The sequence below is a fragment of the Ruegeria sp. D3 genome (genome assembly GCF_056534465.1).
Window position 1 is genome coordinate 50532 of sequence record NZ_JBQFPK010000015.1, and the last position, 25908, is coordinate 76439.

General features: G+C 54.8%; 22 protein-coding genes. 11 read left to right on the forward strand and 11 right to left on the reverse strand.

Translation table 11 applies throughout. The features are described from left to right. Nucleotides 1-19 precede the first annotated feature (19 nt). The 3 genes from ACR0DX_RS18865 (at nt 20) to rpsO (ending at nt 2063) form a co-directional block, all read left to right on the forward strand. Nucleotides 20-523: a DUF1643 domain-containing protein gene (locus tag ACR0DX_RS18865; protein WP_480847060.1), complete on the forward strand. Its 504-nt coding sequence runs from the start codon at nt 20-22 to the stop codon at nt 521-523. A gap of 95 nt (nt 524-618) precedes the next feature. Continuing rightward, nucleotides 619-1647 (forward strand): calcium-binding protein, encoded by a 1029-nt coding sequence (locus ACR0DX_RS18870; protein WP_170353686.1) that lies wholly within the window; start codon nt 619-621, stop codon nt 1645-1647. 146 nt (nt 1648-1793) lie between these two features. Beyond that, on the forward strand, nt 1794-2063 hold the full coding sequence (rpsO, locus tag ACR0DX_RS18875) for a 30S ribosomal protein S15 (protein WP_039528663.1): 270 nt from the start codon (nt 1794-1796) through the stop codon (nt 2061-2063). 170 nt (nt 2064-2233) lie between these two features. On the opposite strand, the gene ACR0DX_RS18880 is transcribed toward rpsO, so the two are convergent. Next, nucleotides 2234-2824: a TetR/AcrR family transcriptional regulator gene (locus ACR0DX_RS18880; RefSeq protein WP_170353687.1), complete on the reverse strand. Its 591-nt coding sequence runs from the start codon at nt 2822-2824 to the stop codon at nt 2234-2236. 116 nt (nt 2825-2940) lie between these two features. Between ACR0DX_RS18880 and ACR0DX_RS18885 the strand changes: the two genes are divergently transcribed. Continuing rightward, nucleotides 2941-3885 (forward strand): alpha/beta hydrolase, encoded by a 945-nt coding sequence (locus tag ACR0DX_RS18885; protein WP_170353688.1) that lies wholly within the window; start codon nt 2941-2943, stop codon nt 3883-3885. A gap of 164 nt (nt 3886-4049) precedes the next feature. Here the strand turns inward: ACR0DX_RS18885 and ACR0DX_RS18890 are convergent, their stop codons facing one another. Then, nucleotides 4050-5651, reverse strand: a complete 1602-nt coding sequence (locus ACR0DX_RS18890; protein ID WP_170353689.1) for a BCCT family transporter — start codon at nt 5649-5651, stop codon at nt 4050-4052. Nucleotides 5652-6015: 364 nt separating this feature from the next. On the opposite strand from ACR0DX_RS18890, the gene ACR0DX_RS18895 reads away from it, so the two are divergent. Both ACR0DX_RS18895 and pnp read left to right on the forward strand, forming a co-directional pair. Beyond that, nucleotides 6016-6600, forward strand: coding sequence for an excalibur calcium-binding domain-containing protein (locus ACR0DX_RS18895; protein ID WP_480847063.1), 585 nt, complete (start codon nt 6016-6018; stop codon nt 6598-6600). A 117-nt stretch (nt 6601-6717) separates the two neighbouring features. Further along, nucleotides 6718-8865, forward strand: a complete 2148-nt coding sequence (gene pnp, locus ACR0DX_RS18900; protein ID WP_170353690.1) for a polyribonucleotide nucleotidyltransferase — start codon at nt 6718-6720, stop codon at nt 8863-8865. A gap of 135 nt (nt 8866-9000) precedes the next feature. Here pnp and ACR0DX_RS18905 read toward each other — a convergent pair whose 3' ends face one another. Continuing rightward, complete coding sequence (locus ACR0DX_RS18905; protein WP_170353691.1) at nt 9001-9819, reverse strand: hypothetical protein; 819 nt, start codon at nt 9817-9819, stop codon at nt 9001-9003. Between the two features lie 304 nt (nt 9820-10123). Next, nucleotides 10124-11767, reverse strand: a complete 1644-nt coding sequence (locus ACR0DX_RS18910) for a sulfatase-like hydrolase/transferase (RefSeq protein WP_170353692.1) — start codon at nt 11765-11767, stop codon at nt 10124-10126. A gap of 110 nt (nt 11768-11877) precedes the next feature. Between ACR0DX_RS18910 and ACR0DX_RS18915 the strand changes: the two genes are divergently transcribed. After that, entirely contained in the window at nt 11878-12117 is a 240-nt protein-coding gene (locus tag ACR0DX_RS18915; protein ID WP_170353693.1) for a hypothetical protein, read from the forward strand. A gap of 64 nt (nt 12118-12181) precedes the next feature. Further along, entirely contained in the window at nt 12182-13513 is a 1332-nt protein-coding gene (locus ACR0DX_RS18920; protein WP_170353694.1) for a tetratricopeptide repeat protein, read from the forward strand. Between the two features lie 492 nt (nt 13514-14005). Here the strand turns inward: ACR0DX_RS18920 and ACR0DX_RS18925 are convergent, their stop codons facing one another. After that, a complete protein-coding gene (locus ACR0DX_RS18925) occupies nt 14006-15031 on the reverse strand; it encodes a helix-turn-helix domain-containing protein (RefSeq protein WP_170527294.1) in 1026 nt (341 codons plus the stop codon). 182 nt (nt 15032-15213) lie between these two features. On the opposite strand from ACR0DX_RS18925, the gene ACR0DX_RS18930 reads away from it, so the two are divergent. The 3 genes from ACR0DX_RS18930 (at nt 15214) to ACR0DX_RS18940 (ending at nt 20262) form a co-directional block, all read left to right on the forward strand. Continuing rightward, nucleotides 15214-16575: a metal-dependent hydrolase family protein gene (locus tag ACR0DX_RS18930; protein ID WP_480847067.1), complete on the forward strand. Its 1362-nt coding sequence runs from the start codon at nt 15214-15216 to the stop codon at nt 16573-16575. Nucleotides 16576-16644: 69 nt separating this feature from the next. Beyond that, a complete protein-coding gene (locus ACR0DX_RS18935; protein WP_480847069.1) occupies nt 16645-17409 on the forward strand; it encodes a DUF3299 domain-containing protein in 765 nt (254 codons plus the stop codon). Nucleotides 17410-17517: 108 nt separating this feature from the next. After that, nucleotides 17518-20262 carry an AsmA family protein gene (locus tag ACR0DX_RS18940; RefSeq protein WP_170353698.1) on the forward strand — a complete coding sequence of 915 codons (2745 nt, stop codon included), beginning with the start codon at nt 17518-17520 and terminating at the stop codon, nt 20260-20262. Between the two features lie 11 nt (nt 20263-20273). On the opposite strand, the gene ACR0DX_RS18945 is transcribed toward ACR0DX_RS18940, so the two are convergent. The 6 genes from ACR0DX_RS18945 to ACR0DX_RS18970 form a co-directional block, all read right to left on the reverse strand. Continuing rightward, a complete protein-coding gene (locus ACR0DX_RS18945) occupies nt 20274-20750 on the reverse strand; it encodes a hypothetical protein (protein ID WP_480847072.1) in 477 nt (158 codons plus the stop codon). A gap of 653 nt (nt 20751-21403) precedes the next feature. Continuing rightward, a complete protein-coding gene (gene otnC, locus ACR0DX_RS18950) occupies nt 21404-22045 on the reverse strand; it encodes a 3-oxo-tetronate 4-phosphate decarboxylase (protein WP_170353700.1) in 642 nt (213 codons plus the stop codon). Next, nucleotides 22042-23319, reverse strand: a complete 1278-nt coding sequence (gene otnK / locus ACR0DX_RS18955) for a 3-oxo-tetronate kinase (protein WP_480847074.1) — start codon at nt 23317-23319, stop codon at nt 22042-22044. The genes otnC and otnK overlap by 4 nt, the downstream gene beginning before the upstream one ends. Beyond that, nucleotides 23316-24113, reverse strand: coding sequence for an N-acyl homoserine lactonase family protein (locus tag ACR0DX_RS18960; protein ID WP_480847076.1), 798 nt, complete (start codon nt 24111-24113; stop codon nt 23316-23318). Before ACR0DX_RS18960 ends, otnK begins: the two co-directional genes overlap by 4 nt. Then, nucleotides 24110-24397: a putative quinol monooxygenase gene (locus tag ACR0DX_RS18965; protein WP_170353703.1), complete on the reverse strand. Its 288-nt coding sequence runs from the start codon at nt 24395-24397 to the stop codon at nt 24110-24112. The genes ACR0DX_RS18960 and ACR0DX_RS18965 overlap by 4 nt, the downstream gene beginning before the upstream one ends. Next, nucleotides 24397-25908 carry a tripartite tricarboxylate transporter permease gene (locus ACR0DX_RS18970; RefSeq protein ID WP_480847079.1) on the reverse strand — a complete coding sequence of 504 codons (1512 nt, stop codon included), beginning with the start codon at nt 25906-25908 and terminating at the stop codon, nt 24397-24399. The genes ACR0DX_RS18965 and ACR0DX_RS18970 overlap by 1 nt, the downstream gene beginning before the upstream one ends.

Here is a 25908-nt window from a genome sequence, read left to right on the forward strand (position 1 = left end):
CTCCGTGTTAGGCGGGGGCATGATCACCCGAACGCATATCAAGGGCGATGCGCCCTCGACCGCCGTCTATTCCGCTTGCGAGAAGTATCGCTATAGCCTGACCCGCGTGTGGGAAGCAGCTGGGCGCAAGGCGCTGTTTGTGATGCTGAACCCTTCGACCGCGACCGAGGTACAGAATGACCCCACGGTCGAGCGCTGCGAACGGCGCGCGCGGGCGTTGGGGTTCGGTGCGTTTCAGGTAACTAATATCTTTGCCTGGCGCGATACTGACCCACGCAAGATGCGCGCCGCCGCCGATCCGGTAGGCCCCGCGAATGACGCCGCCATTCTAGACGGTGTCGAATGGGCGGATCAGGTCATTGCCGCATGGGGCACCCATGGCGCGCATCTGGATCGCGGCCCGGCGGTCGAGGCACTGCTGCGCGCCACCGGCCAACCGCTGTTCCATCTAGGGCTGACAAAGGCGGGGCATCCAAAGCACCCTCTGTACATCGCCTATACCCAGCAGCCCGAACCGTGGTGACAAACAGTTAACCACGAGTCCAACCTGCCTTTGACCAAAGCCTTACGAAGATAGGATAAATCACCCTCGGAGAACTGCGTTCACGGAGGGTTGCCATGTTCTTGATCGGACTACTCGGTCTGGCCGCCATGGGCGGTGCGGCCTATGCAATCAGCGATGTGTTTGAGCCCGAGGAAGAGGTCGAAGAGGACGACATCCAGGAAGACGAACCCGTCGACCTGTCCGAGGGCAACCTGCTGGACGTAGATGAGAACATCGACGCCCCCGAAACCTCGGAAATCTCGATCGGAACGGTGCTTTCGGAGCAGGGCGGCAATCTGATCATCACCGGGTCCGAAGATACCGACCTTTTAACAGGGCAGGACGGCGACGATCAGATCAACGGGTATGAAGGCGACGACACCATCATCGGCGGCGCGGGCGAAGATGTGCTGCACGGCGGCAAAGGGGATGACATTATCACGGGCGGCCTTGATGACGACGTGCTGCATGGTGAGGACGGCGACGACCAGCTCTCCGGTGATCAGGGCGACGACACGTTGTTTGGTCATTTCGGTGATGACACCCTGACTGGCGGCGACGGCGAGGACGAGCTTTACGGCGGGCAGGACGATGACACTCTGACCGGGGATGCGGGCGATGATGCGCTGCATGGGGGATATGGGGACGATCATCTTGAAGGTGGCGAAGGCGAAGACGTTCTGTTTGGTGGCGATGGCGATGACGTGCTGACCGGGCTGGATGGCGCGGATGAGGATGCGGTTGATTTCCTCAATGGCGGTGCAGGGGATGACACGATTCTGGCCGAAAGCGGGGATATCGTCACCGGCGGCGAAGGCGAGGATGACATCGTGATCACGCCCGAAGAAGATGACGCCGCCGTCACTGTCATGGACTTCCAACCGGGTGAGGACAAGCTGCTGATCTCGTGGGAGGGTGAGGAATACCCCGACATTCAGATCGAACCGGATACCGAAGATGACAGTCTGACCAATGTCACGATCAACGGCCAGACCATTGCTCAGCTGCTAAAGGCCGAGGGGCTGACCCCCGATGATATCCAGCTGATCGCCGAAGGAGATCTGGCGCAGCTGAACGCACTGGATCAAATGAAGCAGGGCTGAGCGTCACAGAATCTCTTTGCCATTTCTCCCAATACCGCTTATACGCGCGCATCCGCATCGGAATCGGTGCGGTTTTCTCCATGGGCCTGTGCTGGACGACATCCCGGCCTGCGCCATCAACCTTAACCTTTTACAAGGAGACCCCGATGTCGATTACTGCCGCTGAAAAAGCACGCGTCATGAAAGAATTCGCAACCAAAGAAGGCGACACCGGTTCGCCTGAAGTCCAGGTTGCTATCCTGACCTCGCGCATCACCACCCTGACCGAGCACTTCAAGACCCACAAAAAAGACAACCACGGTCGTCGCGGTCTGCTGAAAATGGTCGCCCAGCGCCGTAAGCTGCTGGACTACCTGAAAGGCAAGGAAGAGGCCCGTTATCAGGACCTGATCAAAAAGCTGGGCATCCGCCGCTAAGCGCTTTTTGTGCCAGATTTGAAACCGGATATTTCCGATTTGAACGCCCGCCAATTTGGTGGGCGTTTTATTTGTGGCTTTACGAGTTCGGCGGCACCATCACGGCATAACGCCAGTAGCACTCGGCGGTGTCAACCGCGAGGGGCTTTCTTTCCGTCGGTGATGACCGATCAAATCTCCGCTTTGTAGTGCGCTAGAAACATTGCGATGCAGTCATCCATAATTTCTCTTGGCGTTGGGTTCTCACCAAGAAAGAACTCTGGCCAGAAAAAGAAGTTTTTCGCGAGCGCCAGGAGTTGGTTAGTTGCGAAGACCGGATCGGCTTTGCGGATCACGCCTGCGTCCATGGCTTCTTCGATCAACCGCGTCATCGGGTAGTCGTGGGTTTCGGTCTCTGTGAAAAAACTTCGGGACCGGTCGAGGTCACGGATCAACTCTGACAAGACCATACGATTTAAGCCGATCGCCGTCTCTTCCGTTATGATGGCGATATACTTCCACAAAGCATCCCTCAATTGCTCAACAAAGTCGCGCTCTGGGTCGTAGGAGACCGGCTCCATGCTCCGGTTCTCTTCCAACATGATCTCTGAAATCGCGTCAAACAGCGCCTCCTTGCTTTCGAAGTGATTGTAAAGCGTGCGACTCGATACGTTCGCTTTTTTGGCAATGGAGGTGGTCTTCGCCCCCAGAAACCCCTGTTCCTTGAACTCATCGATGGCTGCGTCGATGATATCTTTCCGTTTTTTTTCAGTACGTTTCACGGTTTCCGTCTCAATAGTAAAATTACTTGTTTACAATCATCACATCCCCTCATAAGTAAACTTCATAATTTACTTTTGCAAGGCAATGTGCCTTCCAACCCAAAAGGACCTGGATCATGGTTACCAAAACTTTCACTGCTGGCAAAAACCAAGTGACCTTCAAATCCTTTGGCGTGGATTTGGCAGGTGATCTTTACCTGCCAGAAGGCTTTGATGAGACAAAGACCTACAAGGCCATCGTAGGGGCCAGCCCCTTCCCGCAGGTAAAGGACCAAATTCCGGCAACCTATGGGCCAGAAATGGCGGCACGCGGCTTCATCTATCTTGGCTTCGATTATCTCGGCATGGGCGACTCCCCGGCGCTTCCGGGCGAACACAAACAGTCGCGCTATAACTTCCGCCTGATCGAAAACACATGGGACGCGGTATCCTATTTGGGCACGTTACCCTTCGTTGAGGTAATCTACGGCCTCGGCGTCTGTCAGGGTGGTCAGACCATTGCATCGGCAGCGGTGACCGACCACCGCATCAAGAAAATTGCGATGGCCTCGGGCATGATGGCCTCAGACGCATTCCAGTGGACCGACCGCGACATGGTCGACCAGATGATCGAGGCCGCAAACGCCTCGATGCAAAAGCAATATGAGACCGGCGAACCAGACTTCGTTGCCCCCTTCGGCCTAAACGACGAGATGTCCCGACAAGACTTCATCGACCTTGGTATCAACCCAATGGCGGGGGAAACTTACGACTACTACGGACGTGACGGTGCCAAAGGCCCGGTTGCGGTTCCAAACTACACCAACATGCATATTGGCGATCAGCCCATGCAGTCGCTGTTCTCGATTTGTGAAGCCTACGCCGACAAGATCACGCAACCGTCTCTGACTATCTACGGCACAACTGCTGTCACTGCGATTTGCTCAACGGCCTTCATCGAGAAGCTGACTAACGAGCACGAGGAAGTAGCTTTTGACGAGTTCAGCCATGTAGACTTCTACTACAAGCCCGAAGCTGTGAAAGCATCGACCGATGCCGTTGCAGAGTTCTTCAACAGATGAACCAATGAGGCAGAGGTCACAGGTTAGGCTCTGGCTATCTTACCGAAAGGCGGCCCTTTGGCTGTAGCGCAGCAATTGTTAAAGTGGGCCCGTAGTCGACGGTCACTTTCGAAAAAAATGCCCGCCAAAGGGCGGGCATTTCGCTTTTTTGACAACTCCCGGTCTTACATCTTGGCCTTTTCCGATTTCAGTGCCAGCCACAGGCAGTAGCACATCATCAGAACGACCAGCGTGAACGGGATACCGGTTGACACCGCCGCGCCCTGCAGGGCCGACAGACCGCCACCCAGCAATAGGGCAATCGCCACCAAACCTTCAAGCGTACACCAGAACACGCGCTGGATCACTGGCGCATCCATCTTGCCACCCGCCGTGATCGTGTCGATCACCAGCGAGCCCGAGTCCGACGAGGTGACAAAGAACACCACGATCAGAACCAGTGCGATGGGGGCCACGATCGAATACAACGGCAACTCTTTCAGGAAGCCGAACAGCGCGCCCTCGGGCGCATAGCTGTCGATCACCGTGGCGCGGACGCCTTCGGCGCCGCCTGCGTTCAGCATGTCGATGGCCGCTCCGCCAAAGGTCGACATCCAAAGCGCGCAGACTGCAGTAGGTGCCAGCAGCGCACACAGGATGAACTCGCGAACCGTGCGACCCTTGGAGATGCGGGCGATGAACATGCCCACGAACGGAGACCACGCGATCCACCACGCCCAGTAGAAGGTCGTCCAGCCATGGAAATAACTGGTATCTTCACGCCCGAACGGGTTGGACAAGGCCGGTAGGTGCGTCACGTAATCCACCATGACGTTGAAATACCGCGCGATGGCGGTTCCGACACCGGTGACGACGATCACAAAGATGAACAGACCTACGGCCATGATCATATTGATCTCACTCAGCCGTTTGACGCCGGCATCCATGCCCATCAGGACCGAGCCCAGAGCGATCAGCGTGATGCCGATGATCAGCAGGACAACGACGGTCGGGCTGGGTTCGATGCCGAACACCTCATTCAACCCGGCTGCAACCTGCTGCGCACCCAGACCCAGGGATGTGGTCAGGCCGAACAGCGTGGCAAACACCGCCAGAGTGTCGATAATGTGACCCCACCAGCCCCAGACGCGTTCGCCGAGGATCGGGTAGAAGGCCGACCGTAGGGTCAACGGCAGGTCCAGATTATAGGCAAAGATCGCAAGGCTCAGGCCCACGGCAGCGTAAACTGCCCAGCCTTCCAGACCCCAGTGGTGGATCGTACCCACAACGCCTGCGTATTCATTTCCCGGCACAGCGATATCAATGCCCAGCGGTACGGCGTTGCCGCCCTCGGCGAAGTTGTAATAAACCGGCTCCATCACGCCAAAAAACAGCAGGCCGATACCAATACCGGCCGCGAACATCATCGCGATCCACCCGGCATAGGAATAGTCTGGCTTGGCGTCCTTCCCGCCAATGCGCACGCTGCCCACAGGCAGAACGATCAACACCAGACAGAACAAGGTTATGGCGTCCACCGACAAGACAAGGAACCAGTCAAACGTGCTGGTTAGCCATGGCCTGAGCCACCCAAAAAACGTTGCGGCTGCCTCTTGGTTGGCCAGAGCGATCAGGACGAACGCAAAGATCAGGATGCTTGAGATCAAAAAGACCGGATTGTGTATATCCAGACCGAACGGGCGAACGTTGTCCTGCCCCAATTCGTATTCTGTTTCAAAGTCATAGATCCTTGGATCGGGATCCAGCATTTTCTTGGTTTGAGCCATTCGAAGCCCCTCTGTCCGCTAGGTGCAAACGCCAAGGTAGTCGGTCGGCTGACGGACAAGAATATCGTACCCCCTTGGCGTCGTTCCGTCTTTTCGACCGCGGGTTCAGTGCTAACAGCCTACACGCAAAGCAATATTTCCCAAAATGCATTCTTTCGGACGAATGTTAGCGCAATAAATCAATGTGCGAGCCTGCAATTATTGCAAGCCGATTACCCCCGCCTCTTTCAAAAATCACTCAGTAGGCTAGGCTCTCAATCCTGAATTTGACTTAAACCATTTTGACCATTCGCCTCCGATCAACGCTGGCAAATACTTAGCCGAATTGAGGACTCTAATGCGCCTTTCATTCTATTTTGCCATAATGTTAACAACTGCCTGCTCCGCTGACCTGCTCTCACCCGAGGCTCTGTCTTCGAAAATCGCTCAGGCATCGACTTCAGAATTGTGCGGTGCCTACTTTCAGCCGCAAACCACCTCCCGCGGTAAACTCATCATCGAAGCAGAACTGGCCGAGCGCGGGGTAAACCAATGCGCTTTGGGCAACTACGGTCAATTCAGTGTATCGACGGCTGGGAAGACGATCTACTCAAGGTCCGACGCGCCCAGCGTAGACACATATGATTGCAGCGACTTTCCAACCGGCGCGGCGGCTCAGAAGTTCTTTTTGGCTTCTGGTGGTCCGGTTTCCGACCCTCATAATCTTGATGGAGATGGCGACGGCCTCGCCTGCGAGTGGGGCACGCAAACCCGAAAGATATCGACATACCACCGACCCACGCCCGTCGTCAGGCGAACCTACTCCAAATGCTATACAGGTCCACGGGGCGGGACCTACACGATAACGGCAAGCGGCAACAAGAATTACGACGGCTGTTACCCCAAACGCCCTCGGCTGCCTTATCCCTTCCCTTTGGCACCAATCTCATGTATGCGCGCGGGTATCTGAGACGTTGTGCCCTGACCCTGGCACTCGAATGGAAGATAAATGGGGTCGGCGGCAATGGGGCCGCCATGCAAACCGGAGACCCGCAGGGGCGGGAGTGCTCCGTTCTAGGATACGCATATGTTTGATGTAACTACGAAATCTATGCAGTGGGGCGAAGAGACGCTGACACTGGAAACCGGCAAGGTTGCCCGTCAGGCCGACGGCACCGTGATTGCCACGCTGGGCGAAACCAGCGTCATGGCCAACGTGACCTTTGCCAAGAGCCAAAAACCCGGTCAGGATTTTTTCCCGCTGACCGTACACTACCAAGAGAAATACTATGCCGCCGGTAAAGTTCCGGGTGGCTTCTTCAAGCGCGAGGCGCGCCCGACCGAGAAAGAGACGCTGACCGCGCGTCTGATCGACCGTCCGATCCGCCCGCTGTTCGTTGACGGCTTCAAAAACGAAGTTCTGGTCATGTGCACCGTGCTGTCTCACGATCTGGTCAACGATCCCGACATCGTGGCGATGATCGCGGCGTCTGCTGCCCTGACCATTTCCGGCGCGCCGTTCATGGGCCCTATCGCCGGTGCCCGCGTTGGTTTCGTGGATGGCGAATATGTCCTGAACCCGACAGTGGACGACATGCAGGACCTGCGCCTGAACCCTGAACAGCGTCTGGACCTGGTTGTCGCCGGGACCAAAGACGCCGTGATGATGGTGGAATCCGAAGCGTATGAGCTCTCTGAGGCTGAAATGCTGGGCGCGGTGAACTTTGCGCACGCGCAGATTCAGCCGGTGATCGACCTGATCATCTCGCTGGCCGAAGACGCCGCGAAAGAGCCGTTTGAATTCGCAGCTCCCGACTATGCGGACCTGTATGCCGCTGTTGCTGCAGCCGGTGAAGAGCAGATGCGCGCGGCTTTCGCGATCACCGACAAGCAAGAGCGCACCGCCGCCGTCTCTGCTGCCCGCGAAACCATCAAGGCAGCCCTGACCGAGGAACAGCTGGAAGACGCCAACCTTGGCTCGGCGATGAAAAAGCTGGAAGCCGGCATCCTGCGCGGTGACGTCGTTAAAGGTGGCAAGCGGATCGACGGTCGTTCGACCACTGATATCCGTTCGATCGTGGCCGAAACCTCGATGCTGCCGCGTACGCACGGTTCCGCCCTGTTCACCCGTGGTGAAACGCAGGCGCTGGCCGTGACCACCCTGGGCACCGGTGATGACGAGCAGTTCATCGACGCGCTGCACGGCAACTTCAAATCGAACTTCCTGCTGCACTACAACTTCCCCCCCTATTCGGTTGGTGAAGTTGGCCGCGTGGGTGGCCCCGGTCGTCGTGAGATCGGCCACGGCAAGCTGGCATGGCGCGCCCTGCAGGCGGTTCTGCCTGCGGCGACCGACTTCCCCTACACGATCCGTATCGTGTCCGAGATCACCGAATCCAACGGATCGTCCTCGATGGCGTCGGTCTGCGGCGGCTCGCTGTCGATGATGGATGCGGGCGTTCCGCTGAAAGCACCGGTTGCTGGTGTTGCCATGGGCCTGATCCTGGAAGATGACGGCAACTATGCCATCCTGTCGGACATTCTGGGTGACGAAGACCACCTGGGCGACATGGACTTCAAGGTTGCGGGTACCGAAAACGGCATCACCTCGCTGCAGATGGACATCAAGGTTGCGGGCATCACGCCCGAGATCATGGAGAAAGCCCTGGCGCAAGCCAAGGACGGCCGGATGCACATCCTGGGCGAGATGGGCAAAGCCCTGTCCGAGACCAACGAATTCTCGGTCCACGCCCCGCGCATCGAAACCATGAACATCCCGACCGACAAGATCCGCGAAGTGATCGGCTCGGGCGGTAAGGTCATCCGCGAAATCGTCGAGGTTTCGGGCGCCAAGGTCGACATCAACGACGACGGCGTGATCAAGATCGCCTCGCCGGACGGAGAGTCGATCCAGAAGGCCTATGACATGATCTATTCGATCGTGGCCGAGCCGGAAGAAGGTCAGATCTACACCGGTAAAGTTGTCAAGATCGTCGACTTTGGTGCCTTCGTGAACTTCTTTGGCAAGCGCGACGGTCTGGTCCACGTGTCCCAGATCGAAAACCGCCGCCTGAACCATCCGTCGGATGTTCTGAAAGAAGGTCAGGAAGTTAAGGTCAAGTTGCTGGGCTTTGACGACCGCGGCAAGGTTCGCCTGTCGATGAAAGTGGTCGATCAGGAAACCGGTGAAGAGATCGTTCCCGAAAAGAAAGAAAAGAAAGAAGACGCGGAATAATCCATCGCTCTTTCCCATGATGAAGGCCCCGGTGGAAACGCCGGGGCCTTTTTCGCTGTAGGCAACAACGTTTCGCCCCTACCGTTTCCAGGACGCAGGTCTGAAACCCCGCAGTCGCGAAGATCGTGCACTTGCTTATTGAATGAAATACTTGATGCCAAAATATGGCCCATGCTGGTCGACGTCATAGGCAAATTCTCCGGAACTCAGCGTGTCACTGTAGTCGACGCTAAAATACCGATATCCAAAAGTAAGCGCCGTGTTTTCCCACGGCTGGTAGTCGAATCCAACATTCGCGCTAATTTGGAGGACGTTACCCCCTGTACCGAAGCCTCCAAGCTCAACCGATGCAATTCCGGTCCATTTTTGGTTCAGCCGCCACATGCCGCGTGCGCCAATGACAGGTTCGATCCAATTCTGATCCCCGCCTAACACAGGTGGGCTTACCGGACCTGGGTTTGTCAGCTTAATTTCCTGGCGAATAGAGTTGTATCGCAGCCCGCCCTGCAGGTCGATTGCATAGCGTTTCTTGCTGTCACCATATGTGCCGTCCATGACCCGGAACGCGCCAAGAACACTAAACCACTTTTGGCGTACATCGACATCAAGGCTCGCGCCCAAAGGGCTGGGCAATGTGGTATCCTGCTCTATGCCGACATAGTTGGTGTCAACTATGATCCCAAAGTTCCCATTCCATGCCTCATACCGGCCTGAAGCCGCGAACTCGAGCACGTCGAGCACGTCTCCGATATCCAGATCAAGCTCTACTGATTGCCCCGCAACAGTGGATGTCCCGGTGGTACGCAGGGGTGCAAACAGGAAGACCGAAGCCGCGTGTCGCCACCCCCTCTCATCCTGTCCCAGTGGGGGCAAAGATTGAGCGCGAGCAGGCGCAGGTGTTGCGACTAGGGCCGTCGCAAGCGCCACGGCAACGAGTAATTGCAGATGTTGCATGGAAGTTTCCTTGGAATTTAGCCGCTCTTAACTTTCAAACCGCTGTTCGACTCTGGTGCCCAGATTGTCGGGCAATCAGAAGCGCACCCGATCATTGCCGCTTCGCAAACGGCAACACCGGGGCCGTGAGTTTTGCCTCCCTGAGGATGATAACCAACCGACCAAGTGCCCGCTTTCCAGAAGCTGAGTGCCTTGAAGTCTATTCTGGCCGAGATCCTGCCTCCAAGCGGCGAGCAATCATCTAAACCACACGGTTGTGGGCGATCGAGCCGGCGGCGGCCAGTGTGCCACCGCCCTACGTTTGTCACTGCCAGCTAGCGAAAATCTCTCGGGTCAATTCGCTCTCGGGACGCAGGTTCTCGATCCCTTCATAGGGGATGCCTTTTCCAAGCGGCAGATGCGGATGTTCGGCAATGGTTTTCTGATGACGCTTTACCATGTCCTGGAAAGACGCCCCCGACCACAACGAATACCCGACAAGCGGATGCTCTTCCCGTGGATCGCGGTAAACGTTGAACACAGGCGCTGCAGCGCCGGGTTGACCGGGGGCAGCCAGATGCATCTTGAACTCTTGCTTGACCACCGAGCGCAATACCGGCCCTTCGTAAACATAAACATAGTCGCGGCGGGAATTGCCTTCGCCTTCAAGCAACAGCGCGGTCTGGTCGATCCCGTCAATCACACGGTCGCGCGGAATTTGGTCAGTCGCACCTGCAATGCGCGCGAAGGTTGTGAACAGATCCGAGACATGCACGATGTCGCCCGCCGCGCTGCCCGGCTTAATTGCACCGGGCCACCGGATGAACGCATCCGTGCGCACACCACCTTCGAGGTGTTGGGTCTTGCCCCCGCGATAGATCAACTGGTTCAGTCCCGAAGTACCCTCGTAATGATACATCAAGCCATTGTCAGCCATGATCATGACAACGGTGTTGTCCGCCTCACCCGTTTCATCCAGTTTGTCCAAGACTTCGCCGATCCAACCATCCAAAACCTGCAACTTGTCAGCATGGAACCCACCATTTCTTGAAACGGCTTGATCAGGATAAGCAAAATTCAGCGGGTAAAGCGGCCAGTATTGCATAAAGAACGGGGAATCCTGCGCGGCCAACTGCTCTAACTGCTCCAATGCCTGACGCTGGTAGCGCAGGTTCATTTCTTCATATTTCGCCTGCGTCCATTCCTCGCCGGGCGCCATGTCGACTTCCCGAGCAATCCCACCGGCCTGGCCTTCAACCCCAGTTACAAGGCCGTATGGCTTGAAACGCTGATCCAACTGGAACTGGTTGGACTGCCCCGACGGATGAAAGCCGAGCATATTGTTGGCCACCATTGCATCCCGTGTCATCAGGCTAAGCTGGACCTGCTGATGCAACGGAAATGCCGCCCAGTCAAAACCCTGATTATGCGGATAAGCTTCCTCGATGTCGCCCTGATGCCACTTCCCGACATGCGACGTGTTGTATCCTTTTTCTTTCAGAATTTCAGCGATGGTAACCTCTTCAGCCGCAAGCCCCTCGCCGACCAGCGCGACTTTGACCTCTTCCACGCCCGCACGCACGGGATGACGACCGGTCAACATGGCCGTTCGTGTCGGAGTGCAGGATGGCTCGGTATACATTCTCATCAAGGACATACCTTCCGTGGCAAAGTCGTTGATGTTGGGCGTATCGAAACCGGTAACGTAGTTCATCGTACGGTTGCCCATCTGACCAAAGCTTACATCGTCAATCAAAATATATAGAAAATTGGGGGGCTGCCCGCCTTTGGCTTCGCGGATCTCGGCAAGTTTTGCTTCAATTTCCGCATCCTGAGCGTCCCATTCTTCGCCGAACTGCGCGCGAAGAAACTGAAACTCTCCATCATGAATGATGGGCGGCATGTCCTGAGCCAAACTGGCGCCAGCCATTAGCACCATGACCGAAGCATGTTGCAACAGTGATTTCATCGGTATCCCTTCCCCATTTTTGAATTACATCTTTCCTGCGCGCCGAAGCGCCTGAGCGATTTCACCCCGAAGACCGCTTAGGGTTTCGCGGATATCGCAAGTAATCTGATATGACCGACTTCCAGGTTCAGAATTCATTGACAGATGCTCCGCACACAAAAGCTGGTAGTCACGGCAAATCTCATCGAACACCGCATCCACGCGCCGAAGATCCGCAATGGCGGATCGGTGGTCGGGAAATTCTGAATCAAGAGAACAGCCTTTCAATTCTGACGCTCGTTTGTTGGATCGACATGGTTCCCAAACTGTTCGCGGAATTTTCTTCTCACAAAAGGTTTATCGGGGCATAATACGGTTTAATCATAGGTCTAACCTTCTGTAATCATGAAGATATCTGGAAATACATCACCGACTGTGAATAAGGACCAGACGCCGGACGCCAAAGATGTGCGGGCGGCGCTGCAGCGACTTGTCAAGTCTTCCACCTTTGCGGGTTCGCAGCGACTACAGGACTTCCTGATCTATGTGGTCGAAGAGTCTCTGAGGGGCAGAGCCGATGATATCCGGGCGAAGACCATCGCTATGGATGTGTATGGGGGAACGATGTCCGAGATGGCGCGCCGTGAAAACGTTGTACGCGTGGACGCCGGTCGCCTGAGGCGCAAGCTGTCAGAGTACTATGCCGACGCTGGCCGGAATGAGAACACACTGTTCGACTTACCCAAGGGGGGGTATGCGCCTCAGATAACAGTAAGGGTACCCAGCGGGGGCATGCCTGACAATCCAGTGGCGCCGCATATCAAGGCCCGCGCATGGCATCGTCCGGCCATTGGCGCAGCAGGGATTGTCGTTCTAGTCGGGTTCGCTGGGGTACTTATGCTGACATCGCCCAAAAGGGACGCGCCGGGTCAATCAATGGTGGATGGCCTTAGCCCAGATGAGCGCAGCGCCATTTTCGATGCATCCCCAATGCGGCTTGAAGCTGTAAACCTCGCCAATTCAGGACGGGATCTGATTTTTCCTGCCCTAGAGCCCGCACGGCTAAATGCCGCTTTGATCATGTTCGAAGGTGCAATCAAGAATGACCCCAGTTATTTCGGCGGATATGCCGGAGCTGCCCAGGTCGCCGCGACAATGGCAGTGGTTACACCGGATCCGGACCTGACCCGCGACATGCTTGCCTACGCAGACAGTCAGGCCCTAATGGCGCTCGAGCAGGCACCTGAAACAGGTTGGAGCCAAGCTGCCAAGGCGTGGGTTGAATTCGCCAAAGGCAATTGGCCAGAAGCCACGGACTTCGCGGAGAGAGCGCGCCGCTTGGCCCCGAATGATGTGCACGTGCTGGAATTCGTCTCGCTGATCCTTCTCTATTCGGGCTCATTTGAGCACGTTGTTTCCATCAGCAAAGAGGCGCTCTCGAAAATCGATCTAGAGAGGGGATACGTGTTTCAAAATGCGATGGGGTCTGCAAAGTTCCACCTCAAGGATTACAAAGGCACAGTATCCACCTTCGAACACGTGGCCGAAAAAGGAGGCCCGGTTGGGCCCGTCTCGGTCGCTTACTTGATGGCGGCACATCAGATGCTGGGCAACGTCACCGAAGCGCAGACCCTGTCAAAAAAACTTTCGCGCGAATGGCCCGAAAGTCGCGTTGATTTGCTTTTTCAAAGACTGTTCGCTGATCCCAAACACGGCGAGGAACTCGGGCGGGCAATGAAAGACGCTGGTTGGGAGCCAAAAGGCTGACGGCTGAGCCCTAAACATTCAAGCGAATGTAGCCATGGTAAAATATTGGGCGGGAAAGGGAGCCAATTCGCTTGGATACTCGTTCAATGCCCTTCGCTGCTGACGGCATGACAAGTCAGCCGCAGCAAAGCTGCGCCCCTGGTGATCTGCCACCCTAATCGTCCCTCGTTCTAATGTAGAGTTTGCTCAACCTTTTGAAGAATCAAACGGATGCGAAAGAGCTATTTCACGGAACCGCAGGTCGCAGGCATGATCAAAGAACAGAACGTTGGGATGTCGACGGCGTCGTGCAAACCACTCAAATAAAATCGTTATTTTCCAATCAAAAGTGTACTTCGATGAACGAAATTCAAGCCCAACAAGAAGGATGCAAGGTCACTGACAATTACTTGGGATTAGTACAGCGATCTTCCTGCCGAGCATTTAAAACCACTAATTGGTGCAATCTTGTGGTGAGCACAAAAACCTCGATCAACATTGGCACCGAGATGGTCAGGCCCGCGCCTTCACCAAATTCCTATAAGCTGACGGCGACATTCCTGACCATTTTTGGAAGGCCCTCGAAAACGCAGTGGGGTCTGCGTAGCCAAGCCGCAGTGCGGTCTCACTAACGGACTTTCCTGCTGGACCCAGCAGCTTCTTTGCTTCTTCCAGTTTGACGCCAGATATGACCTGAGAGGCCGATTGCCCGTAAGGGACCAGCCGATTGTTCAATGTCTCCCGGTGGAAACCGCATAGGCGCGCCAGTTCGTTTACACCAAATCCTGGCTCGCCAAGATGAATTCGGATTAGGCCCTGAAGCCCGGTTAAGAAATCTTGAGGCGCATGCTGCTCGGGGGTAGCGCCTGTCAGGTCTGACGGGTTTTCCAATGTTTCCGATAGCAACTGATGGCTCAGCCAGATTGAGGGAAACCGGATCGAAAATCCCTGTGGGCTGCACTTGATGGCTTGAACACCATGAAAGTGCCTAGGTAGCACGTCTGGTTCGCTTACCCGTAAAATGATTTGGCTCGGATCCCACCTGAAATCCATAACCCGGTGCAGTAGTGATATCCAAATGCTCGCCAGAAATGCGTCGGTCTGTCCGGGGGAAACCGAAATGTTGAAATTCCGTTTAGCACTGAAATAAGCGTGCTCGCCTTCCACAAGCAGCGATTGCGTGACCGCGTTGGATTCTTTCGAGACTGCTTGAGCGTAGCGCGTAAAGAAGTCGCCCAGCGTCAACGCCTCGGCCAACATGTCACCAAGAGGTAAAAACCGAACAAGGTCAATTGATTGACCAACTTGCGCGCAGAAGTTCGGTGCTGTTGCATCAGCAGCGGCCTGATGGATTTTATAAATCGTCTCGTGTGGCAGGAAATTCTGGCGATCCATCACCTGAACTTCGCTCACGCCCAGAGGGTCCAGAACAAAAGCTGGTTCAACACCGGCACCACGTAAAGCAGCTACCACGGGTGCAGCAACCGATGCCCGAACCAACGGCAAGGCCTTCTTTGTGTTTTGGTCAAATGCGTCCATGTCGCCCTCGAATATCATGAAGGTAACAACAGAAAGACAGTAAACACACAAAAAGGCGCCAAAAGCTTGCAGAATGCCAAATCAGTTTGGCGAAATCTGCCATACTGTCAGGCAATATTCGGCGATCACTCTAAAATCACATTCAGAAATATACATCTGTGATTCGCATTTGGAGAACTTCGATGACGCCGAAACTCAAACACCTGGTGGCCACGACAGCCTTTTCTGCAAGCCTGGCAATCGCGGGCCAAGGTTTGGCGCAGGAAGAGAGCTTTCCAATACTATTTACCAATGTGCACGTTTTTAACGGTGTCGATGAACAGCGACTTGAGAACGCAAACGTTCTGGTCGTGGACAACCTGATCGCAGAAGTGTCGTCAGAACCGTTGGTCGTCGCCAATGCTCAGATCATTGACGGCGGAGGTCGAACACTGATGCCGGGCTTGATCGATGCTCACGTGCATATGGCAATCACCGAGCCCGTCGCAGATTTGAGGGACAACTTTGACTGGATGTACTGGGGCGCGGTTTCCACAATTGAAGCCGAGAAAATGCTGCTGCGTGGGTTCACAACCGTTCGGGACGCGGGCGGCCCGGCAATTGGTCTGCAAAAAGCTATAGACCGCGGTAAGGCCGTGGGGCCAAGGATTTATGCATCAGGGCCAGTCATTTCGCAGACTTCCGGACATGGCGAGCACCGGGTCTACACCGAACCCCACCCGAACTTCATGGGGGCGCAGCCGTCTTTCTTTAACCAGCACGTCGAGTTCCTGGCCGATGGCGTGCCCGAAGTACTGCGGGCAACGCGAGAAGCACTGCGCATGGGCGCGGTGCAGATCAAGGTAATGGCAGGCGGTGGTGTGTCATCTTCGGTTGATCCGTTGCACACCGTTCAAGGATTGCCAGAAGAGTTAGAGGCTTCGGTTCGCGCGGCGGCTGATTGGGGGACCTATGTCATGGTCCACGCCTATAACGACGACTCGATCCTGCGGTCACTGGAAGCGGGCGTCATCAGCATAGAACATGGGCAACTGATGACTGAAGTATCGGCGCAGGCCATCAAGGAGTCTGGCGCCTGGATTGTCCCGCTCTATTCTCTGCTTGGGCTTGATGAGGAAGTTGTCAAGAAGGCGCTTGGCCCTGCGGCAGCTCCCAAATTCCTTGATGTTCAGGCCGGTGCGCGCAATCAGATGAAACTGTTGAAAGAATACGATATCGAAAACGTCGCATTCTCGACCGATATCATCGGCGACCCGGTGGCTCTGACCAAGCAGAATGATGAGTTCAAATACCGGCTGGAGGCGTGGACTTCGTACGAAATCCTGCAACAAGCCACGTCAAAATCGGCCGCACTTCTGGCACTGTCAGGAAAACTCAACCCCTATCAAGCAGGTCCGCTGGGCGTGATCGAACAGGGCGCGTACGCCGATCTGCTGCTGGTCGAGGGAAACCCGGTCGAGGATGCCGAGATCCTGGTCGACTACACCAACAACATCGACCTGATCATGAAAGATGGTTTGATCTACAAGAATACACTCGATTGAGTGTCGCGCGGGGTGAATTTACCTCGGCACCCCGCGCATCCCTAGCTCTACAAATGGGAACTTCTCAAAATGAGAATTCGAGCCAAACTGACACTTGTTCCAACAGTTCTCGCATTTTTCTTGGCTTTGCCGGTTCACTCAGAAGTTACACGTATCGAATGGGCTGACTTGATCGATGAAACTGCTCAGAACTACGAAGATCCATTCGTCGAATTGACGGGCAAACAGCTTAACAAGCTTCGAAAATTGGTCCGGTTGCGCGCGCAGCAAGAAAAAGGCGGGTCGTCGCCAGAGCTGTTGGACCAGCTTCAAGTGGATATCGAGGCGACCGAAGCAACCCTTGCTGAGGAAGGCGTTGATGCGAACTGGCTGATTTCCCAACGCTGGGTCGTGATGGAAAGACGTGAAAAGGCGGGCACGGCCGCTAACATCGACATCGACGGCATGATCGTTTCGTTGGGCGGTTTTGTGATCCCGGCACCCCGCGACGAAGATGGTTCCCAAATGGCATATATCGTGCCGGAACGTGGAATGTGCAGCCACGTACCACCTCCACCTCCGAACCAGATGGTGCGTTTGCACCTAAGCGCTTCATGGACGCCATCAACGTTCTACGAACCCATCGTTGTAACTGGTCAAATCAGGATCGAGCCGACGCAGAAGGAAATGCTGGTTGTTGATGGTACTGTCCTCATGAAGGCTGCGTTCACTATGAAGGTCGATGACGTTCAGACTTTTGGACCAATCCAGACTTCCGAAGAGGCTTCAACCAATAGAGAACGTGTATTGATGGGAAGGATCAAGGCGACTGGCGGGGTTATCAGAGACGATTAGTGACACGAACCAATTGATCAGAATATGTTTCAGAACGAGCGTTCAAGCTGGTGGGCTAAATTGCTGCTCGTGAAAGACTGAACGGCGAAAGCGGCGATAGGGGAGCGCATGAAGGTTTGGCTTATTAGAATAATTGGGCTTGTCGCAATTCTCGCTTTCACAACGGTCGCATTTGTTTGGTTGTTGCTTGCGGCTCCGATGTTCTCGGACATGCGGCGCGACCTTGTAGAAAAAGTTCTTTCGGAACAAATTGGTCGGCCCCTTCTAGTAAACGATGATGTGAGCGTAGCGCTTGGGCGTGTTAGTCACATCTACGTCGGCGAGGTGGTTATCCCGAGCCTGACAATGCCGGAGTCACCTCTTGTAGAATTGAACCTGTTAGAACTGGAGTTGGATATTATCGCCTTGACCAACGGGCGTCTGCATTTTGACAATCTCGTCGTGGAAGGCCTCCAAGCAAATATTCTTACTGCCGAAAACGGCACCACAAGCTGGCGAAAAGACAGGCCAACACCCAAACCAGTGTCCGAGGAAACTGTATCAGCGGATGGTCCAAAAGATGTCGCTAGCGCTGATAGTACCAATGAGAACGACACAGAAGGCAGCGGAATCCTGAACTTCCTGAGCGACAAGAACGTCAGCTTCACGTCAATCGGGTTAAACATCGACGACAAGGTCTCGGGCTTCTCGTTTGTGTTTGACCTTCAGTCACTCGCGCTTGAACAAGTAGATAATGGACAAAGAACAAAGGTCGCTGGTTCCGGCTCCGTCAACGGTCAAGGCTTCGAAATCGAAGGCGACTACCCCCATGACGCACCGTTTACAACACGGGCCAATTTCGGAGAAATAACCGTCAGCTACGATGGCGAGCCCTTATCGGCAGACGAAGGGGGCGGCTATCGGGCTGTATTGGAGATGGACACCGGAGAATTCGGTGACTTTCTAGATGTCATAGGATTGGAACGCGTTTTAGAAGGCAATGGTCAGCTGCAAGCAGAACTCGTGTCTCAGGACGCTCTGAAGATCGAGGCGTTTACAACAACTGTAAGCCTGGAGGGTGGGCAAAAACTTGAAGCTGAAGGTTCAATAGATGACCTCTACACCGCTCAAGGCGTTGATCTGCTTTTCAATGCGCGACTTCATCCCGAAGGGCAGCCTCCGCCAGCAGCAAAAAATATCCAGGAACTCAAATTCACTGGCTTTGAAATGCATATGGTCGGATCCCTGGCTTCCTTCGAATTCGAGAAGTTGCTGTTCCAAACCAATGCATTTGACCAAGGGCTGGACGTAATCGGCCCAGCCTCAATCGAAAGTATTCGCCGCATGCCAGACGGACGGCTCGCCATGCTGGGCATTGCGCTACAAGCCGGTCCAATTGAAGAGCCTGTCCTGAAAGCCGAAGGTGAAATCCTCGATCTGCTTCAGCTTCAGGACGTGACTTTCGATGGGGAGCTAAACGGGCCCGCCAAGTTGATTTTGCCCAACCTCGATAAAGACTACGTTGACCAGTTCGGCGGCATCAAAGCCGACTTCAACGTATCCAATGCGGGCGGGCCGGTTTCTCTCAACAGATTTAACGCGACCACTTACGACACCGATCTCTGGGCGCTTGATCTTGCACTATCCGTAAACGAGCTAAAAGGGCTGGCCGGTCTCGATTTTGATGTGGAATTGGATGTCGACGACAGCGTCGAGTTTCTGACAGCAGTTAATCTACAACCTGTCGAGCTCGGGGCACTAGCTATCGATGCTGAAACCTCCAAACAGGGCGAGGACTTTGATGCCGCAATCCAGTTCGAAGCCGGGTCTTCGCATCTCCTTGCGACTTTGAACGCAAATTTCCCCGAGGGCACTTCTGTTGTTCGGGGCAACATCACGAGCGAAAAGCTCGATCTCAACGACCTGAAGAACTTGACTGCCGTGCTGAACCAACTGAAAAGTCTGGTAGGGGAGACGTCAAAAGAACCTGAAGCCGAAGTGCAACCTTTAGTTTTACCGAAGGAGACAGACGTGCAGCCCTTGGTATTGCCAAAGGAAAAAGGGAAACCTGCCGATCTTCTGGATGTGCAGCGCGTGCTACGAGAAGCTGACGTCGAGGTACAGATCGAATTCAAAGAGATTGTAGGCCAGCAAGGTGTAACGTCTGTTGCAAGCCAATTGTCAGCAAAAGAAGGAATCGTGGATTTTGGCCCCCTTCAGATGGCTTACGGTGGCGGAAACTTCAGCCTTCGGGCGGTCATGGACCTGATTGATTCACCCGATTGGCTTTCATTGTCGGGATCAACCTCGGGATGGGAATTCGGTGAGATCCTTGATGAATTGGGAATTGGTATTGATGCCTATGGCCGTTTGAGCGGAGAGTTCAACGTTTCTGGCAGCACCAGCTCTGGCAAAGCCTTCATCAACTCGATGCGCGGCAACGCGTCTTTGTCGATGTCGCAGGGCTATATCAGCACCAGCCTATTGGAACTGGCAGGGCTGGGCATTTTCCCCTGGCTGTTTTCAGAGGAGTTCAGACAAGGCTACACCGACATCACTTGCGTGGTTGCCCCGGTTAATATCCAAGCCGGGCGAGTCAGTTCAAACTCTATCGTCATTGAAACGGGATCGGTTCAATTAGTGGCCAGAGGACAAGTGGACTGGCTGAACGACAGCATTGCGATCAGAGCTGAGCCGCGGCGCGTTGGCAAACCCTTATCCAGAAGCGCTTGGCCCTTTGATGTGACTGGCCAACTTTCGTCGCCAAAGTTCAAGCTGGATGTAGGCGGGTCCAGAAACAAAGCTCCAGACGGCGCCGATGCTATGCCTGTCGAGAGGCAACCCTGCGTGCCTGATATCAACCAATTGCAGTGATCTGACGCGACCTAGTTCTTTAGTGGTTCCGGCTGTTCGGCCTGACACGTCAGAACGGCCTCAATGGCTTTGGCAGACCCGCTGAGATCGAGTTCAACCTCGGTCCCGCTTTCGCCAATAATCGTGACGCTTTGGCGTTTTCCAAACTCGGTTACAAATGCCGGGTTGTCGAAAAAGGCGTAACCACCGGGCACGCCATTCTTGTAGACACCCACCGCTTCGCCTTCGAATCTCGCATCACCAAAATCGAACTGTACGATCCCGGTCGCACCTTCTTCGATTTGCACCCAGGCCGGATTAAAAGCGGCAAAAAAGCCGCCGTCCTGATTAGGTGCTGCGCCGATTTCAACGGTCATGTCATTTTCAAAGGGCTTCCACGCAAGACAGCCATTGCCCTTTTCGGCATCAATAAGGATTGTCCAGTCGCCGGATTCACCCCACCGTTCCATACCGGCGGCCCACACCGCGCCAGTGGAGATCAATGCCATTGCTGATAACACCAACCTGTTCATTCAAAGCTCCACACATGTTCCGCCAATCCTTAGATGCAATCAGACTATCGCGCTGGTTCAGTCAAAGACAACCATTCGATTTCTGGAATGTTGACCCGACATCAACGCGCCTTTGCCTGAGAAAGAAATCATCATCGGCCTACGCCAGATAAGCTGTTACACTCTACTCCCCTAGAATTTGCCAAAGTTGTTCCAGGTCTCTTTCGGGCCGATCTGTTCTTGAACATCGAATGTTCGTCGATCTTTCCACGCTTCAGCCGGAACAAGTCAAAGACGGCCCAATCGCCCTCGTCTTGTTTTACATGGCTAAAAGCAACCACGAAATTTCCCTGGTCGAGTAGTCGGTGAACTTTGACGTATTGCGCGGTTTACCGAAACAAAAGCTTTGTCGCGAGGGCGATGGCAGACATGAAGATGATGAACTATTGGCAAAATACGCAAACTTATTAGGTGCGCGAAGTACTGTGCGCGCGCCTATAAATTGCTTGTAGGTCTGCGCATAACGCTGCGTTCCAGTCATTGATTTCATTCATGAAATTCAAGTGTGCTCGCCTATAAATTTGCGCGACGTTTGCGCATAATTTTGCACGATTTTCCCAAAATTTTGCACACACCCCCAGGGTGACCGATTACATCCCTCCGAAAGTATCTTTGAGTTCTGCGACTTGAGCTACATCCAACATCCGGGTTGGCATACCTCGCAGTGCCAAGAATAACTTGGCTGTTTCTTCCAACTCTTCAGCTGCACAGACCGCCGAGAAGAGGTCCTTTCCAGATACGACAGGTCCGTGATTGGCCAACAGAACCGCACTAAATTTCCCACCCAGTTCGCGGATCAGATCACCGGATTTCGGATCACCCGGCTTGACGTATGGAACCAGTTTGACCGTGCCGACGCGCATGACCACGTATGGTGTAAGCGGTGGAATACAGTCGTCTGGATCGGTGTCTTCCAGACACGACAGTGCGGTGGCCCAGGTCGAATGCAGATGAACCACGGCGCCCGCTTCTGGTCTTGTCTCATAGAAGGCTTGATGCAGAAAGACTTCCTTGGTCGGCTTGTCCCCGGAGACGTGGTTGCCATCCAAGTCAATCTTGGCGATGCGCTCGGGATCGATATTCCCCAAAGTCGAGTTGGTAGGTGTCATAAGGATTCCGTTATGCAGCCGGGCAGAGACATTGCCCGCAGTGCCGACGGAAAAGCCACGCGCAAACAGCGAGGCGCACAGTTCCGACATCTGCTGTCGCAGCGCCAGTTCTTCAGAACTCATTTACCGACCTCCATCATTCTGAGGGCCTTGGCGAAAAAATCCGGAGCGCCGAAGTTTCCAGACTTTAGAGCCAGCGCAATGGGTTCAGTTTTTCCAACGCTCAAGACTGGCACGCCCGGGTCGATCTCTGGACCAATTGACATGGCAGGAGACCCCAGTGCCTCAGATACGACCTTGGCGACAGCTCCCGACGTCTCCCCTCCGGCAACGACAAGGCGCTTATAGCCCGTTTGGACAAGTTCCCGGGCAGTTTCAGCAAAGAGATTGTCCAGCTTTTCCGCCACAGCTTCCTGACCGAATTGACTTTGGATCGCGCGCACATCATCCGGGCTTCCTGATGAATACGCGAGCGGCGCCTGACCCGGATGCGTTTCAAAGAAATCCAGAAGCGTTTGCGTGGTCACATCCCCGGACATGACACCTGGAACATCAATGGCGAACGTCGGATTGGATTCCGCATGAACATCGATCTGCCCGCGTGTCGCACCTGAACAAGACCCTGCAAGGATAGCGGCGGGCCCTGCGATACCAGTGAACGCAATGCCAACACTTTTGGATGAAGCCTCTCTCAGGAAGTTTCTTGGTAGACCCAGCGCTATACCCGACCCCCCAGTAATGAGCTTGGCATCCTTTAGAGCTTCGCCCCAGGCCAACAAATCTTCATCCGAAATCGCATCACCGATCACAAAGCGCCCGTCTGCGTTCCGCAACGCATCAGAAATCGCCTCTGGTCCCTGCTTCACGGCGTCAATTGACACCGACCCAACCGCTTCTTGGGTCTGATGCTGCAACCAACGCCTAATGTTGGCATCCGTCATCGGAGTAAGAGGGTGATTTTCCATCCCGGACTCGTTCAACAGCCTGCCGAGCACAAAAAGATGATCGTGATAGACCGTGCGTCCCGTTGTCGGAAAGGCCGGGCAGAAAATCACTTTTTGCGCGCCCAGTTCGTTGGCCAGCGCTTCCGCAACGGGGCCGATATTTCCTTCCATCGTGGAATCGAATGTCGAGCAATATTTGAAAATGAACTGCTGGCATCCTTGGTCCACGAGCCACCTCAAGGCACTCAAACTGTCTGCAACGGCTTCCTTGACCGGTGCAGTGCGGCTCTTGAGCGAGATGACGCCCGCCTCGATCTCTTCGTTGGCTGGGGTCATCGGAATACCCGGAAATTGAGCCGTTCGTAACCCACCTTCCGGCTCAACGCCCTTCGCCAAGGTGTTCGCGATATCGCTCGCACCAGTAAAGTCGTCCGCTATGACACCGATTTTCATAGTTCAATGTCCCGCGTCGGCCCTGGATCCAGCCTATGGATATGCGGTGCCGCGCCTACGGGAAATACCTCACGCACAAGTGGATCATGGCCGGGCACGATAAGCCTAGGATGCGAGGCCAACCTCTCAAGTGTCTCGAAACCATCCATCATGTCTTGCAGGTCGACGACGATAGGAAAAGCTTTGCGCGCCATGAAATTCTCATAATAATGCGAGGCATCAGAGGCGAGTACCATCCACCCGGCCGCCGTTCTTATGCGCACGCATTGCAACCCGCGCGAATGCCCACCGATGCAGTGCACCGTGACCCCATCTGCAATCTCGGCTTCTCCATCGTAGAACACCACCTTGCCTGAATAGAGACGCTTTACGACCTCGCAGACATGGCCAGCCGTGAAAGGAGCACGCAGGTGATCGTGGCATATGCAGGGACCTGTAGCGAAGGCCATTTCCGCCGACTGCATGTGCAACTTCGCGTTAGGGAACATATGCAGCCCCCCTGCGTGGTCATAATGAAGGTGGGTCACGATGACCTCAGTCACCGCTTCCGGCGCGATGCCTAGAGGCCGCAGAGCTTCGCGAGGATCCATCGCGATGGGACGACCACGAGCGGCAGCCTCATCGGAGTCGTAGCCAGTATCGACCAGAATGACTTTGTTGCCGCGTTTGAGCACCCAAACGAAATAGTCCATCGCATGGGGAGCGTCGTGATTATCATCGATGATGAAACTATCAGCTCGCGTCCGGGCGTTGCGGTCCGCGTATTTCACGGCATGGATTTCCCAATCGTTCATCGGATGACCTCGGAGTATTGGTGAACTACCTTGGTGGCGATCATATCAGCCACTGCCGTATCAAAGGACTGAAAATGCGCGCTTTCTAGGTGGGCAGAGAACGCCACGCTGTCATCATAAACCTCATAGAGAAAAACTGTCTCAGGATCGTCGCCGAGACATACGTCAAACTGCCGGCATCCGATTTCTTCACGCAAAGAAGTTGAAGCGTTTTCGACCATAAGTGGCAAGAAGATATCTCTATTACCGGGCTTGAGAGTGAAGGTGACAGTAACCGCAAACATCAGACTGAAATTCCTTTTAGGCGTGAGAAAGCCCGTTTCGCGACGGGCAGTTGGCTGAGGATCAGACCAATGTTGAGCACCAGCAGAATGGCCGCACCAGGCCGAGAAAAGAAGACCGAAAGATCCCCATCCGACAGGAACAGCGACCGACGGAAGGTTTCGTCAAACAGGCTACCCAGAATAACGCCTATCACCAACGGCGCGATTGGGTACTTCATCAGGTTCATGAAATAGGCAACCGCGCCGACGCCAAGCATCAGATAAAGATCATTGATGCCACCACCAACGCTGAAAGACCCAATGGTTGTCAGAACCATAACGACGGGCAAGAAGATGGTCTGCGGGATGGCGAGTATTTTGATAAAGACCCGAGCAGTGAACATGCCCATTAAGAACATTGTCAGGGAGGCCAGCACCAAAATTGCAACCACGCGCAGAATGATCTCGGGGTCTATCGTCGGACCTGGGATCACGTTGTTGATCTTGAAAGCCCCCATCAAAGCCGCGGCGGGTGGTGAACCGGGAATGCCCAAAACCAAAAGCGGGATCAGCGCGCCCCCAATGCAGGCGTTATTTGCTGTTTCAGAGCACAGCAGACCTTCCAATGACCCTTTTCCAAACTTGTCGCCCTCGGCAGAAACGGTCTTGCCAACACCGTAGCTGACCCAACCGGCGACATCTTCGCCGACGCCAGGAAGCGCTCCTACTCCAGTCCCAATCACCCCTGACCGGCCAATGGTACGCAGGTAGAGCCGAATAGAGCGAAGGTTCGGAAAAATGCGACCTTTCAGGGCCAGAACTTTCCCGGCCTCAACGTGCCTCAAACCGTCAATGATTTGGGGAATGGCAAAGGCCCCCATCAAAACTGGCACGACCTGAAACCCGCTCATCAGATAGGACCAGCCGAAAGTATAGCGCGGCTCAGACAACAGAGGGTCGAGGCCCACCATGGACATCGCAAGCCCGATCAAACCGGCGATCCATCCCTTAATCACCAGGTCTTCGCTCATCAAAGTGCCAGAAAGCAGAATGCCGAACAGGGCCAGCAATGCTTTCTCCGGGCTTGCGATGTTCTTTGAAACCAAGAGCAGAGCCCACACGAAAATCAAAAGCGTGATGGTCCCGATAACTGTGCCAATGAAGCTGGCCGTCGTGGTCAGCCCAAGTGCTTCGCCCCCTCGACCCGCTTTGGCCAGAGGGTAGCCATCCATGGCAGTCGCCGCGCTGGCTGCCGTGCCCGGAATGTTCAGCAAAATAGACGGATAAGAGCCGCCGTAAATCGCGCCGACATAAGCCCCGAGCAAAGCGATGAGCGAATAGTCGAGCGGGATTTTGTTGCCGAAGAAACCCGTCAGGATCGTCACAGCCAGGGTTGCCGTAAGGCCGGGTAATGCGCCGAACGTGATGCCCAGGAACACGGAAGCGATCAGATACAGATAGGTCAGCGGGTCTACTGCCAGGCCCACGAATGCGGTCCCAAACCCAGCCAGTTGCGAAAGGATAAAGTCCAT

What these genes read in the sequence shown, in the direction of transcription:
- ACR0DX_RS18865 (WP_480847060.1), top strand. Translation starts at nt 20, where the DNA reads ATGATCACCCGAACGCATATCAAGGGCGATGCGCCCTCGACCGCCGTC.
- ACR0DX_RS18870 (WP_170353686.1), top strand. Translation starts at nt 619, where the DNA reads ATGTTCTTGATCGGACTACTCGGTCTGGCCGCCATGGGCGGTGCGGCC.
- rpsO (WP_039528663.1), top strand. Translation starts at nt 1,794, where the DNA reads ATGTCGATTACTGCCGCTGAAAAAGCACGCGTCATGAAAGAATTCGCA.
- ACR0DX_RS18885 (WP_170353688.1), top strand. Translation starts at nt 2,941, where the DNA reads ATGGTTACCAAAACTTTCACTGCTGGCAAAAACCAAGTGACCTTCAAA.
- ACR0DX_RS18890 (WP_170353689.1), bottom strand. Translation starts at nt 5,651, where the DNA reads ATGGCTCAAACCAAGAAAATGCTGGATCCCGATCCAAGGATCTATGAC.
- ACR0DX_RS18895 (WP_480847063.1), top strand. Translation starts at nt 6,016, where the DNA reads ATGTTAACAACTGCCTGCTCCGCTGACCTGCTCTCACCCGAGGCTCTG.
- pnp (WP_170353690.1), top strand. Translation starts at nt 6,718, where the DNA reads ATGTTTGATGTAACTACGAAATCTATGCAGTGGGGCGAAGAGACGCTG.
- ACR0DX_RS18905 (WP_170353691.1), bottom strand. Translation starts at nt 9,819, where the DNA reads ATGCAACATCTGCAATTACTCGTTGCCGTGGCGCTTGCGACGGCCCTA.
- ACR0DX_RS18910 (WP_170353692.1), bottom strand. Translation starts at nt 11,767, where the DNA reads ATGAAATCACTGTTGCAACATGCTTCGGTCATGGTGCTAATGGCTGGC.
- ACR0DX_RS18915 (WP_170353693.1), top strand. Translation starts at nt 11,878, where the DNA reads ATGACCGACTTCCAGGTTCAGAATTCATTGACAGATGCTCCGCACACA.
- ACR0DX_RS18925 (WP_170527294.1), bottom strand. Translation starts at nt 15,031, where the DNA reads ATGGACGCATTTGACCAAAACACAAAGAAGGCCTTGCCGTTGGTTCGG.
- ACR0DX_RS18930 (WP_480847067.1), top strand. Translation starts at nt 15,214, where the DNA reads ATGACGCCGAAACTCAAACACCTGGTGGCCACGACAGCCTTTTCTGCA.
- ACR0DX_RS18935 (WP_480847069.1), top strand. Translation starts at nt 16,645, where the DNA reads ATGAGAATTCGAGCCAAACTGACACTTGTTCCAACAGTTCTCGCATTT.
- ACR0DX_RS18940 (WP_170353698.1), top strand. Translation starts at nt 17,518, where the DNA reads ATGAAGGTTTGGCTTATTAGAATAATTGGGCTTGTCGCAATTCTCGCT.
- ACR0DX_RS18945 (WP_480847072.1), bottom strand. Translation starts at nt 20,750, where the DNA reads ATGGCATTGATCTCCACTGGCGCGGTGTGGGCCGCCGGTATGGAACGG.
- otnC (WP_170353700.1), bottom strand. Translation starts at nt 22,045, where the DNA reads ATGAGTTCTGAAGAACTGGCGCTGCGACAGCAGATGTCGGAACTGTGC.
- otnK (WP_480847074.1), bottom strand. Translation starts at nt 23,319, where the DNA reads ATGAAAATCGGTGTCATAGCGGACGACTTTACTGGTGCGAGCGATATC.
- ACR0DX_RS18960 (WP_480847076.1), bottom strand. Translation starts at nt 24,113, where the DNA reads ATGAACGATTGGGAAATCCATGCCGTGAAATACGCGGACCGCAACGCC.
- ACR0DX_RS18965 (WP_170353703.1), bottom strand. Translation starts at nt 24,397, where the DNA reads ATGTTTGCGGTTACTGTCACCTTCACTCTCAAGCCCGGTAATAGAGAT.
- ACR0DX_RS18970 (WP_480847079.1), bottom strand. Translation starts at nt 25,908, where the DNA reads ATGGACTTTATCCTTTCGCAACTGGCTGGGTTTGGGACCGCATTCGTG.